At 39.4% G+C, this 13,285-nt stretch carries 9 protein-coding genes; 4 read left to right on the top strand and 5 right to left on the bottom strand.

Going from position 1 to position 13,285, the window contains the following annotated elements:
• Nucleotides 1–21: 21 nt before the first annotated feature.
• The 4 genes from H6F62_RS03795 to H6F62_RS03780 all read right to left on the bottom strand — a co-directional run bounded on the left by H6F62_RS03795 (nucleotide 22) and on the right by H6F62_RS03780 (nucleotide 4,624).
• Nucleotides 22–699 carry a Uma2 family endonuclease gene (locus H6F62_RS03795; RefSeq protein ID WP_137907742.1) on the bottom strand — a complete coding sequence of 226 codons (678 nt, stop codon included), beginning with the start codon at nucleotides 697–699 and terminating at the stop codon, nucleotides 22–24.
• Nucleotides 700–801: 102 nt separating this feature from the next.
• Nucleotides 802–1,077, bottom strand: a complete 276-nt coding sequence (locus tag H6F62_RS03790; protein WP_137907743.1) for a lipopolysaccharide assembly protein LapA domain-containing protein — start codon at nucleotides 1,075–1,077, stop codon at nucleotides 802–804.
• Nucleotides 1,078–1,142: 65 nt separating this feature from the next.
• Nucleotides 1,143–2,570, bottom strand: coding sequence for a phosphoglucomutase/phosphomannomutase family protein (locus tag H6F62_RS03785; protein ID WP_137907744.1), 1,428 nt, complete (start codon nucleotides 2,568–2,570; stop codon nucleotides 1,143–1,145).
• A 368-nt stretch (nucleotides 2,571–2,938) separates the two neighbouring features.
• Entirely contained in the window at nucleotides 2,939–4,624 is a 1,686-nt protein-coding gene (locus H6F62_RS03780; protein ID WP_190371407.1) for a transglutaminase domain-containing protein, read from the bottom strand.
• Nucleotides 4,625–5,194: 570 nt separating this feature from the next.
• Between H6F62_RS03780 and H6F62_RS03775 the strand changes: the two genes are divergently transcribed.
• The 3 genes from H6F62_RS03775 to recF all read left to right on the top strand — a co-directional run bounded on the left by H6F62_RS03775 (nucleotide 5,195) and on the right by recF (nucleotide 10,177).
• The gene (locus tag H6F62_RS03775; RefSeq protein WP_137907745.1) at nucleotides 5,195–8,065 is read left to right on the top strand and encodes a cation-translocating P-type ATPase; all 2,871 of its coding nucleotides are present in this window, start codon (nucleotides 5,195–5,197) and stop codon (nucleotides 8,063–8,065) included.
• Between the two features lie 367 nt (nucleotides 8,066–8,432).
• The gene (locus tag H6F62_RS03770; protein WP_137907746.1) at nucleotides 8,433–8,867 is read left to right on the top strand and encodes a hypothetical protein; all 435 of its coding nucleotides are present in this window, start codon (nucleotides 8,433–8,435) and stop codon (nucleotides 8,865–8,867) included.
• 173 nt (nucleotides 8,868–9,040) lie between these two features.
• Nucleotides 9,041–10,177: a DNA replication/repair protein RecF gene (recF, locus tag H6F62_RS03765; RefSeq protein ID WP_137907747.1), complete on the top strand. Its 1,137-nt coding sequence runs from the start codon at nucleotides 9,041–9,043 to the stop codon at nucleotides 10,175–10,177.
• A gap of 42 nt (nucleotides 10,178–10,219) precedes the next feature.
• Here recF and H6F62_RS03760 read toward each other — a convergent pair whose 3' ends face one another.
• Nucleotides 10,220–10,678 (bottom strand): MgtC/SapB family protein, encoded by a 459-nt coding sequence (locus tag H6F62_RS03760; RefSeq protein ID WP_137907748.1) that lies wholly within the window; start codon nucleotides 10,676–10,678, stop codon nucleotides 10,220–10,222.
• Nucleotides 10,679–10,909: 231 nt separating this feature from the next.
• On the opposite strand from H6F62_RS03760, the gene H6F62_RS03755 reads away from it, so the two are divergent.
• Nucleotides 10,910–13,234, top strand: a complete 2,325-nt coding sequence (locus H6F62_RS03755; protein WP_190371377.1) for a putative PEP-binding protein — start codon at nucleotides 10,910–10,912, stop codon at nucleotides 13,232–13,234.
• Nucleotides 13,235–13,285 lie beyond the last annotated feature (51 nt).

Genomic DNA, 13,285 nt, shown 5'->3' with positions numbered 1-13,285 from the left:
GACTATTTTTGTTTTTTATTATCACTCTAGTTCATCAGGATTCACACCTAAAGCCTTTAATTTTTCAGCTAAAAGTTGCGTTTTTCTCCTTTCTGCGGCTAATGCTGTTTCTGCTTGTTCTAGAAGTTGGCAAATTTCCAGATATGAAGAAAATCTATTACCATCGGGACGATAAATTTGTAATTCTTCCCCTGATAAATCAAACTTAATTCCTAACCTGGGACTAACCCAATTTTCTATTTCTGAAATGACATCTAAACCATCTTCCGTTTTTAACCATCCTTTCAACTGATTGTTTTGAGGATTGTAAATATAATATTCTTCTACTCCATGTCTTTCATAAAATATCAATTTCCTCTCCATTTCGGTTTGGGAATTACTAGGAGAAAGAATCTCAAAAACCACCTGGGGGGCAATATGATTTTCTTGCCATTGTAAATAAGAACCGCGTTTACCTTTTGGTCGTCCAAATACAACCATAACATCTGGTGCATTGACTATATAATTTTTCCCTTCTATGGGATACCAAAATAAATCACCAGCCACAAAAACATCAGGGTTATCTGCAAATAACCAATCTAAATTTTGTTGAATAACTAATATCCAACGAAACTGTTCTGTATTATTAGCTATTGGTTGTCCATCACTGTCTGGGTAGATGACCTCTGATGTACTTAGCGTTAGAGGTTGAGTAACCATAACTTTAAATTAGTTAGTTGTTTACTTTACCAATATCTTAGCACTAAAGAATAGATACATTATTTCTTAATATCGGAAACTGCTGTATTTATTGAGAAACTTCTAAAAATCCTCATCATCAACAAAAAACTCGGCATCTTCATCTATTCCAGATTGGGACTCTCCCAACTCCCAAAGAGGCTGTAAAACGGCTGTAGCTAACAAACCGACGGCCACAGCAAAAGCTAACATTAACCCAAAGGGAATTTGTATTGATTGAAAAACCAAAAACTTTAAAGATACAGGAGTAGCATTTTGGACAGAAATGAGAGCGATCGCTACTACCCAAACAGCTATAATTAGTAATATTAAAAAATTGGCCAATATTTTGAATATCATAACTTAAATCTTTAAATAAATATCATCCCCCTCCTCGTTTGCGGGGAGGGGTTAGGGGTGGGGTTCTATGCTAACTTAGCGATTTCACCTTCCATGAATTTAGCAATCTGACTAAGTTTTTCTGGTGAGTTAGTTTCCATGTACACCCTCACCAAAGGTTCTGTACCAGAAGGACGCAGTAACACCCAGCTACCCTCTTCTAAATAGAGTTTAATACCATCTTTCCTTCCCACCTCTTTCACCTTAATTCCTGCCACTTCTGAGGGGGGATTTTGAGTATAACTATCAATCACAGCGATTTTATGAGCTTCTGTGAGGTGTAAATCCAAGCGATTGTTATACAAAGGACCATCCGCTTCGGCTATAGCTTCCTGTACCAACTGACTTAAAGGCTTACCTTCATAAGCGATCGCTTCAGCCACTAGCATATCTGCTAAAACCCCATCTTTTTCAGGAATATGGCCAATGATACTTAAACCACCGGATTCTTCCCCACCAATCAAAACGGCGGTTTCCCGCATTTTCTCACCAATGTATTTAAAACCCACCGCAGTTTCATAAATTTCCAGCCCATACTTAGCTGCAAAATTATCTAATAAGTGCGTAGTTGCCACAGTCCGAACGATCGCACCGCTTTTACCCTTGTTTTTAATCAAATGTCGTGCTAGGAGTAACAACACTGTATTGGGAGTGAGGACATTACCTTGTTCATCAACAATACCAAAGCGATCGCTATCACCATCGGTAGCCAAACCCAAATCCGCATGATCAGCCTTGACAGCGGCCACCAACTCAACTAACTGTTCCCCTTTGGGTTCAGGCATACCACCCCCAAAAAGCACATCTCGCCAGGTGTGAAAACTTTCTAATTGACAACCACACTGTTGCAGGACTTCATCTAAATAACCACGAGAGGTAGAATAAAGGGCATCATATTTGACCTTTAAATTTGCACTTTTAATTTTTTCCACATCCAACAAGGTGTAGATAAAATGCAAATAATCGGGTTTGGGATCAAAAGTAGAAATTGTACCAGATGGGTTACTTCCAGGTAATTCATCGGATGCCGTTTCTATATTGGCGACAATAGTATCAGTAATTTCTGGAGTTGCCGGACCTGCATAATCGGGTATATATTTAATCCCACAATAAGGTGCAGGATTATGACTAGCAGTAAACATCAAAGCCCCTGCAGAATTGAGGAGACGGGCATTGTAGGCAATTACTGGGGTGGGACAATCCCGGTCAGTAATTTGTACATTCCAACCCAAATCTGCTAAAACTGCGGCAGATGTTTGGGCGAACTCGTCGGCTAAAAACCTGGTATCGTAGGCGATTAAAACAGGTCTGTCCTTAGTATAGGCAGTTTCCAGATAACTAGCGATCGCCCTGGTTACTTTCCGCACATTTGGAAAAGTAAAATCATCAGCAATAATTCCGCGCCATCCATCAGTACCAAATTTTATCTTACCGGAATTACTAGGGTTGCTCATATTACCACTCTCTCCCGTGCATCATTATTACTATTTACTATCAGGAAATATGCCGCAAAGCTGTAGAACAGCCACTAAGCTGCAATTATCCCCAACGTAATTTCTCTCACTTAACAGTCCTAATGTCAACCGTTACGCAGCTAAATTGTACAATTCTAATATGGCCAAATCTTTATGGCCAAATCTTGTGGTGTGGGCATCCTGCCCGCTATAATTGTACAAATTAAATGCAGTACAGCTTACCTCCTATATTTTCCTGGATTTCCATTCCCACGCAGAGCATAAGCATAATGGCTTAGAACCTCCCGGTGGACTCCCAGTCTGGAGACTGGGAACGAGAAAAAGACCGGAAGAAAGGAAAAATAACCTTAAAAAGGCGGTAATTCTTTCAGGATTGTAAACCGAATATGGTTAATAGCTAAATCACCTAGTGAAATATCTTCTTTAGTCAAGCGAACTCCATTCTGGCTTAAAGTTTCAAAGGATATACCTTTGCCAATTTCGATATGATACCAGCATAAACCCATGAAAAAGCGTGTAGGATATGGTCCACCTTCTTCGAGATCATCAGGATTAGATTCCATGGGCAACCAACCCATACCGGGAATATAAAATTCTAACCAAACATGATTAAAATCGGGTTGGAGGGGAACTCCCTGATGTTCAGCATAAACTGGACATTTATATCTACCAACGGTGCGACAAGGAATACCATTCAAGCGACAAAGTGCCAGTAATACACCCACATATTCTCCACAGGAACCAACACCACGCTCTAAAACCACATCTGGCGAATCAATATGGGGTTTAATACCATAAGATAATTGATCATAGACGTAGTTGCGGATACTGTACATTTTCCGTAACAAGTTAGTTTCTGAACCGATAGCTGTCTTGGCCGCACGGATCACAATATCCGTATCCATTGCTAAATCATCATCATCTACCAGATAGCGAGTTTTTAATTCTGGTGGCAGTTCTGGTAACTTTTCCACGTCTCTGGGAGTAATGCGATATTTAATACTCCACACTTCCACAAGTGCTTTCCAGCCAAATATGTGGCGTTCTCCGGGGGTGAGGGTGTCAAATTTAAAAACCGCTACCCTTTGTCCGTCAATGATTTCTTCTGTGAAGGGTAAGCCAATCGCTTCAACTTGCTTAACTTTTTGCCGTTCCGTTTCTGAGGGTAGGGCAATACGCCATTCTATATCGCTTAAATAAACCTCATCAAGGGGGGAAATTTCCTCAAGATAAGACATTTCTATGAGATAACCATTAGAAAGGGCGTAGCGTTTATCCTCCTGGTAATGATATTGTAGAGCATGAATGAATGTGCGATCGCGGTATGTTAACTCATAACAGGGATCAGCATTAGGGTTATCGCGGATGTAAGGTTCTTCACTAGAGTATGCCACATACAGACGATCTTTACCTGCCTCATCCTGTCCATAAACAGCGATACCCGTTGGGGAATCAAAAGGAGTAAGAACACTGAAACGGACTTCCCCGGTTGCCCTATCCATAGAGTAAACAGTTTGTTCCGTGCGATCGCATATCCACAGAGTTTCTTTTGTCACTGCTAAATTTTCTATGCCGACACCAGGGGCGTAAAATCTAGTGATTTCCCTGCGGGTATCACGGTCAAAAATTAAAATATAGCCAAGTCTTTGACAACTGACATAAACGGTAGATTCCCAAACAGCAACCCCGTCAGCAGGGTATGGTAAAGTCACAAAATGTTCTAAACCTAAAGAGGCGAATTTGCAAGAGTAGACACTATTACCACGAGTTACCCAGAGATAACCTTGCGACATAGCTAACCCGGTAACTTCCTTAAATTCACGGACTTGGTGGGGATTGATAATTTTGCTGTTATCGCTGAGGGGGTCAATTTCTAATAAATGACCTTTAATTGTATCAATAGCAATGAGTCTATTTTCGGTAAAAGCGATACCGTACAGGGTAGCAGCAGTAATTGGCCTAATAATTCTTTGCTGTTCAAAATTTTGGTTCACTGTCAAACTGGGTAGTGGGAAACTCGTGTTATTGAGCATAGTAGTCATAAATTATTACTTTTTAACGTCAGTTGTTATTTAGGGAATAGGACTTACGCAAAATATCTCCCAAAGCCTCTCTTATTTGTGATCTTCGCTCCTCTTGGGGAGGCTTTGCTGCAGCTTTCGCTTGCTTCGATGGTTCATTATTCCCTGACCTGTGCGTAAGTCCTGGAGAACAGGGAATAGGGAACAAGGAAGAATCTTTCCTAATTACCCAATTACCCAATTACCCAATTACCCAATTACCCAATTCCACATTTTCTGACCGAAAAAAAATCGGATACAAGCCCCGTCCTTCTAGGACAGCTTTATAGTAAACTAGATATAGTCGCCACAGGGCATTGGGAGACTATAAACGGACACTCCAGACTAGATCAGACTACTCTTAGGTAGCACCAGTCAGTGAAGTGTCAAGGAATCCTCGCTCATGAAAGGAAGAGAAGGTATGTCAATAACCCCACTCTGTCAATAACCCCACTCACTAATAACTAATAACCACAAATTCCCCATTTTCGGACATTGCTAAATTATGATCGAATCTTGTAACCATTTCCTGTAACTTACACAATGTCTGCTCATTCTTTACCTGAAGCTACCAACATCTGGCATGGTTTGGCAGTTGATAAAGCCCTAGAAATGCTAGATAGTGACGCAAACAACGGCTTAACGTCCCAAGAAGTTGAACAGCGTCGTCAAAAATATGGAACGAATGAACTAGAAGAACATGGAGGTCGTAGCCCTTGGCAAATTCTCCTAGATCAGTTTACCAATATCATGTTATTGATGTTGATTGCAGTTGCCTTCATTTCTGGTTTTTTGGATTTGATGGCTTTGTCTAGGGGGGACTTAAAACCCGGTGAAGTGCCATTTAAGGATACAATTGCCATTATGGCCATCGTTATTCTTAACGGTATTTTGGGCTATGTCCAAGAAAGCCGGGCCGAAAAAGCTTTAGCAGCTTTGAAAAAACTATCTTCTCCTTCGGTGCGAATCCTGCGTGACGGTAAACTGGGGGATATAGCAGCCAAGGATCTAGTCCCAGGGGATGTGATGCTGCTGGAAGCTGGAGTGCAAATAGCCGCTGATGGTCGCTTAATAGAACAATCTAATTTACAAGTGCGTGAATCTGCTTTAACGGGTGAAGCTGAGGCTGTTAATAAGCAAGCTATAATCACATTACCAGAAGATGCACCTTTAGGCGATCGCCTCAATTCAGTTTTTCAAGGCACGGAAGTTGTCCAAGGTCGGGCTAAGGTGTTGGTAACTAACACGGGAATGGCCACGGAATTAGGTAAAATTGCTATCATGTTACAATCTGTGGACGGTGAACCTACACCCCTACAGCAACGCATGACCCAACTGGGTAATGTCCTGGTCAGCGGTTCTTTAATTCTTGTAGCCATAGTCGTTGGTGGTGGACTTATTCATGATCTAACTAAAGGAATAGGCTGGAAAAATTTACAAGAATTAGTAGAAGTTTCTTTAAGTATGGCTGTGGCGGTAGTTCCCGAAGGTTTACCGGCTGTAATTACCGTTACCCTGGCTTTGGGAACTCAGCGCATGGTCAAACATAATGCTTTAATTCGCAAACTCCCAGCAGTAGAAACACTCGGTTCTGTAACTACTATTTGTTCTGACAAAACCGGAACTCTGACTCAAAATAAAATGGTAGTCCAGTCAGTTTATACCAATAATTCCACCTTTCGTGTCTCTGGGGATGGTTATACTCCTATTGGAGATTTTCACTTACATGGTAAAAAAGCCAGTTTAGATGAATTTCCAGAAATTTCCGCCCTGCTTGTTCCCTGTGCTGTTTGTAATGATGCTGTTTTGCAACAACAACAAGGACAATGGGTAATTTTAGGCGACCCCACGGAAGGGGCTTTAGTTACTTTGGCGGGGAAAGCAGGAATTGAGCAGGACCAATGGTATAGTAAATTACCTCGTGTAGCAGAATTTCCCTTTTCCTCTGAACGGAAGCGCATGAGTGTGATTTGTCAAATAGAAGCTGTGGCTACTGGCGAATCTTCTTTAATAGCTATTGACCCTGCTATTACTGGTTTTGTCGAATCGGAAAAATATCTCATGTTCACCAAGGGTTCACCAGAATTAACTCTGGAAAGGTGTACAAAAATCCATTTAGGTGATAAGGCTGTTTTTATCAACGCCGAACAACGCAGCCAAATTCTAGTAGCTAATGACCAAATGGCCAGTCAAGGTTTGCGGGTCTTAGGTTTTGCTTATAAACCCTTGAGGGAAGTTCCTGCCGATGGTTCAGAGGACATTTCTGAGGTAGATTTAGTTTGGTTGGGACTGGTGGGAATGTTAGACGCGCCCCGGCCAGAAGTGCGGGCTGCGGTCCAAGAATGTCGCCACGCTGGTATTCGTCCGGTAATGATTACTGGCGACCATCAATTAACCGCCCAGGCGATCGCTATTGATTTAGGAATCGCCCAAAAAGGTGATAGAGTTCTTACTGGTAAGGAATTGCAACTACTAAGTGACCAGGAATTAGAAGCACAGGTAGACCTAGTGAGTATTTACGCCAGGGTCTCCCCAGAACACAAATTAAGAATTGTGCAAGCATTGCAGCGACGCGGGCGATTTGTGGCTATGACAGGCGATGGCGTGAATGATGCTCCCGCCCTCAAACAAGCTGATATAGGCATTGCCATGGGCATCACAGGTACAGATGTGAGCAAGGAAGCCAGCGACATGATCCTGCTAGATGACAATTTTGCCACCATAGTCGCTGCCACTAAGGAAGGTAGAGTTGTTTATACTAATATTCGCAGGTTTATCAAGTATATTCTTGGTAGTAATATTGGAGAAGTTCTCACCATTGCGGCCGCACCCTTGTTAAATTTGGGCGGTGTTCCTTTGAGTCCTTTGCAAATTCTCTGGATGAATTTGGTTACAGACGGTTTACCAGCTTTAGCACTGGCTGTAGAACCTCCTGAACCTGATGTGATGCAGCGTCCCCCCTTTAGTCCCCGTGAAAGTATTTTTGCGAGAGGTTTGGGTGCTTATATGATTCGCATTGGGATTGTTTTCGCCATTATTACCATTATTCTCATGCAGTGGGCTTATCAACATTCTCACGCACCTGGATATCAAGGACATGAAGATACTTGGAAAACAATGGTATTTACTTCATTATGTCTAGCACAAATGGGTCATGCGATCGCCATTCGTTCTAATAATAGACTTACCATTGAAATGAATCCTTTCTCTAATATCTTTGTATTGGGGTCAGTCATTGTGACGACAATTTTGCAATTGATGTTAATTTATGTTCCCCCCCTGCGAAGTTTCTTTGGTACTCATGCACTCAGTTTACAAGAACTAGGAATTTGTATTGCATTTAGTGCTTTAATGTTTGTCTGGATTGAAGGTGAGAAATTATTTTTCCGCTTTAGGGGACAAAAAAATGTTTAATGGGTAAATTCTCAGAATCAGGACTTGCAAATTAACAGGATTTCAGAGGGAACAGGGAACGGGCAACAGGGAACAGAAAAAACTCATGTTTAAGTTTAAAAACATGAGATTGAAATAATGACACTGTTTTTTTTCGTGCTACGCATCTTTTAAAAACATCTTTTTCTTGACTGAGCTTTAAACTCAGTAACTTTTGTTTCTTATCTGTTCCCTATTCCCTATTCCCTGTTACCTGTTACCTGTTACCTGTTATCTGTTATCTGTTACCTGTTACCTGTTACCTGTTACCTGTTACCTGTTACCTGTTACCTGTTACCTGCTTTCACAGACAACTTATTCAGCAAACCCTAATTAGGAAATAGATATCATGGGTGAATCGAAACGTAGAAAACAACAAGATCCCAATTACGGGAAAGTTAAAAATCCTGTCAAAAATCTGATGAAAGTTTTTTGCCCGTTTTTTGAAGATTACGATAATTTACCTGATCTCAATTCTGATAATATATCATTGATGATCGCCAAAGCAGGATACAACAAAACGGGCTTGAGAGGAATAATTTTAAAAGGATTTCTAGCAGAACATTTAGTCAAAGATTATCCAGAGGAATCTGAACTAATACAAGCGTTCAAACAACATGGAAATATTTATGTAACTTCAACATTAGCCTCAGCTTATTTAGAAAATGCTATCAACAAAGAGGATAATCTGAGCAAATTTGCAACCTATAACCCGGAAAATGAATTTATACGCATTGACAGCGATTCTCAAAAGTACCAATTAGATTTGGTGACAGTACCTTAAGCAGGTTGGCGTTAAAAATTGTCGTTATAACAAGGGAACAGGGAACAGGGAATAGGGAATAGGGAATAGGGAATAGGGAACAGGAAGGACAGAATTGATACCTACTGAGTCTTGTATGGCTACGCCACGCAAGCTATCAAAAATCAAATAGGAGTCCTATATATGTTATATATATGTATTTAAAAACTTTACACCTGAAACAATTTCGTAATTACCAAGATCAAAAAGTTGAATTTACCGCTGCTAAAACTATTTTGGTGGGTAATAATGCTCAAGGAAAATCAAATCTATTGGAAGCTGTAGAATTATTAGCAACATTGCGATCGCACCGCATGACACGAGATCATGATTTAATTAAAGAAGGTGAATCTACAGCCCAAATTAGTGCTAATTTACAAAGGATTCATAGCAATAGTGATTTAACCCTCACTCTCCGTCGTCAAGGTCGTCGCACCGTCGCTATTAATGGGGAAATAGTTCCTAAACAAATGAACTTTTTAGGTGTCCTCAATGCAGTAGAATTTTCTAGTTTAGATTTAGAATTGGTGCGGGGTAGTCCGGTCGGTCGTCGTCATTGGTTGGATACATTATTAATTCAATTAGAACCAGTTTATGCCCATATTTTACATCAATATAACCAAATTTTACGCCAACGCAATGCTTTCTTAAAACGCTATATCAATACACAAGAAAAGTCTCTACAATCAGAATTAGCTATCTGGAATGCACAATTAGTTACCGCTGGTACAAGGGTAATTTTGAGACGAGATAGAGCCATTCAAAGATTGTCTCCCCTAGCTTCTGCATGGCATAATAGTATTAGTGGAGCATCGGAAAATCTAGAGATTAAATATGCTGCTAATATTCCTTTAGAAAAAATAGAAAAAAATTCTGCCCATGAATTACAAGGTGATTTTTTTGCTAAACTACAACAAAGAGCGATTACTGAATTACATCGAGGCATAACTTTAGTTGGACCCCACCGCGATGAAATAGAATTAATTATTAATCAAACTCCGGCGCGAAAATATGGTTCTCAAGGTCAACAAAGAACATTGGTTTTAGCTTTGAAATTAGCCGAATTACAATTAATTGAAGAAGTGATTAATGAACCACCTTTGTTATTATTAGATGATGTTTTAGCTGAATTAGATCCATCCCGTCAAGGTCAATTACTTGATGCTATTCAAGACCGATTTCAAACTTTGATTACTACTACTCATTTAGGTGCTTTTGATTCTCAATGGTTAAAATCTTCCCAGATTCTATCTGTGAGTGCGGGAAAAATATCAGAAAATGGTAATGGGTAATGGGTAATGGGTAATGGGTAATGGGTAATGGGTAATTGACAACTAATTAAATTTTTCTAGTCTTTTAAAAATGTGTAAAATAATTACAGTTAAAATAGCGCCCATTAATCCTAATTGCCATAAACCACACCCAGCAGCAATTCCCAAAGCAGCGGATACCCAAATTGCAGCAGCAGAAGTTAATCCGTGAACTTCTGGAGATTTTGATGTTTGGGAAGATTGACGCAAAATCTCCCCAGCGCCTAAAAATCCCACTCCAGCAGCGATACCTTGCACTACACGACTAATAGCATCAGCACTAAGTTGTGTTCCACCTGTTTGGATAGTAATTAGAGTAAACACAGATGAACCCAAACTGACTAGCATATGAGTTCTTAAACCAGCCGGCTTGTTTTTAATTTGCCTTTCCAGGCCAATTATAGCCCCAATAAACAGTGCCAAACATAGACGCAGCCCGGTATTCAACCAATCACTGCTGGTAATATAATAAGGATTTGTCAAGTTCTGTAGGTGTTAAATAGTTCAACGGTGGAATATGTGGAGTTAAAAACAAATAAAAACAAAATATAGTTCATTTTTGATATTAATTGGTAGTATAGTAACAAAAAGTATTTAATCAATAATATTTAATAATTTAACTTGTCTGACTACTTACTGACTCCCCCATCAGTCATATTTAACAACTTTCAGGTAAAACAGAATTACCATATAAACGGACACCTAATGAATTGAGTGGATAAACTCTATTGGCTTGACAAAATCACACTACAAGACCGCGCTAAAGTCGGCGTTTTAGCGTTTTACTTAAGCAAAATTCAACAACGAGGCTACCCTGTTCTCCCTGGTTTTGTGGTAGCAGCGGATGTTTTACAGCAATTCCTAGAAAATCTCAACAGTTCAGAGTCTTTAATTGCTGATTTACCTCATTCTTCTCTACACTTAGATGTAAATAATTGGCGACAACTTCAGCAGGTAGCTGGCCGCTTGCGTCAGGAAATTATCTCGGCCAGTGTCCCACCTCATTGGCTAAGGACAATTTTTGCAGCTGCTAAACAATGGCCAGGAAGTAGTTTAATTTTGCGCCCTAGTCTGGCAATATCAAGTAATCAAGAAATGAAAAATGTGACCGGGTTATTAGATTCGGTATTTTGTCCTTGCGAAGAAGCGGAAATTGGGGCAGCTTTAAAGTTACTTTACAGTCAATTATTCCGTGCTAGAAGTTTACTATATTGGCGGAGTATGGGTATTACTTTACCACAAATTAATTTAGGAGTATTAGTACAACCAGTTGATTCTTGCATTGCCTCTGGTGTCCTGAATATTAACCCCTTGGCTTATGATATTGAAGCTACTTGGGGCGATTGTTTAGCAATTACTAATGGTGAAGTATTACCAGATGTTTACTACATAGAACCGGAAACCGGGGTGGTTTTAGAAAGACAATTGGGGAATAAAATTTTGGCTTATGGTCTTGATAATGGCACACATTTAGCCAGTGAAGAATTACAGCTAACATCAAATCATAATTGTTTACCGACTTATCTTTTACCAGAATCTCAACAACAAGAATACGCTTTACCAGAAGCATATTTACAAGAATTAATTGTTTTAGGAAATCGCCTAGTTGGTGAACTGGGTACAACTTTAACTGTAAAATGGAAACTTGTCCCCTCATATTTAGCCTCTACCTCTAAAATCTATATTACAGAGGTTACTGTTCCCCAACCGATAAAACCGAATATCCAATTTATTCAAGGTATTGGGGCAGCTAGGGGCAGAATTATTGCTAATGCTTATATTCTCAATTCAGCGCAAAAATTGCTACAAGTTCCCAAGGATGTAATTCTGATTACATCAGTCATTACTCCTGATTATTTACCATTATTACGGGGTGTTGCTGGCATTATTACGGAACAAGGCGGATTAACTAGTCATGGTGCAATTTTAGCCAGAGAATTAAGTATTCCTGCGGTGATTAGTGCCACGGGTGCGACGACTATTTTACAATCAGGTGAAAAATTATTACTAGATGGTGACAAAGGAGAAATATATCGTCTGACAGAAGAAGAGGAAAATTTTCCGATTGCGGAGATGGAAAAAACAATGAATGATGAGAAAATATCAGATCATCAATTTACAAATTTACCAATAATTGCCACTAGGTTAATGGTAAATTTAAGTCAACCTCAATTAATTAAACAAGTACAAAGTTTACCTGTAGACGGTGTGGGATTATTACGTTCGGAATTGATGATATTAAATATCCTCAAGGGAAAACATCCTCAACAATGGTTACTAGAAGGAAGAAAAAAGGAATTATTAGAGTTATTATCTGAGCAAATTATGGAGTTTGCTCGCGCTTTTTTACCTAGACCTATTTTTTATCGTTCTTTAGATTTACCAGCCTATAATTTAACATCATTGAGTGCAGATTCCCTCTTATCACAGTCATCAATTCTCGGTGAGAGGGGTGTTTTTAATTATATGCAGTATCCGGCGATTTTTGAATTGGAATTACAAGCTTTAGCGATAGTCCAAGCATCTGGTTATAGAAATATTAATTTGCTATTACCTTTTGTCCGCACTGTGGAAGAATTTGTATTTTGTCGTGATAAAGTTGCGGAATCTGGGTTAATAAAAAACCATCAGTTTCAATTATGGATCATGGCAGAAGTTCCTAGTATACTATTTCTTTTACCTGAATATATTAAAGCTGGTGTGATGGGTATTTCCATTGGCACAAATGATTTAACTCAATTATTATTAGGAGTAGATCGAGAACAGGGAAAATTTGCAACAATATTTGATGAAAGTCATCCAGTAGTGATGAAAGCAATATCTCAATTAATTCAAATGTCTCAAGCTGGAGGTATTCCCTGTTCTATCTGTGGTCAAGCTCCGGCACTTTATCCAGAAATAATTGATAAGTTAATAGAATGGGGCATTACTTCTATTTCTGTAGAACTGGAAGCTGTAGAAAAGACTTATAAAGCGATCGCTCGTGCTGAACAAAGATTAATTTTAGCAGCAGCACGCAAGCAACTAGGAAATTTGTAAATTTTTCTTAATTCTATCATCAATAACATAAAAAACAACTATTATAGATAA

It is taken from the genome of Anabaena sp. FACHB-1391, from assembly GCF_014696755.1.
GTDB lineage: Bacteria > Cyanobacteriota > Cyanobacteriia > Cyanobacteriales > Nostocaceae > Dolichospermum > Dolichospermum planctonicum.
This window is presented reverse-complemented; position numbering and strand designations above follow the sequence as displayed.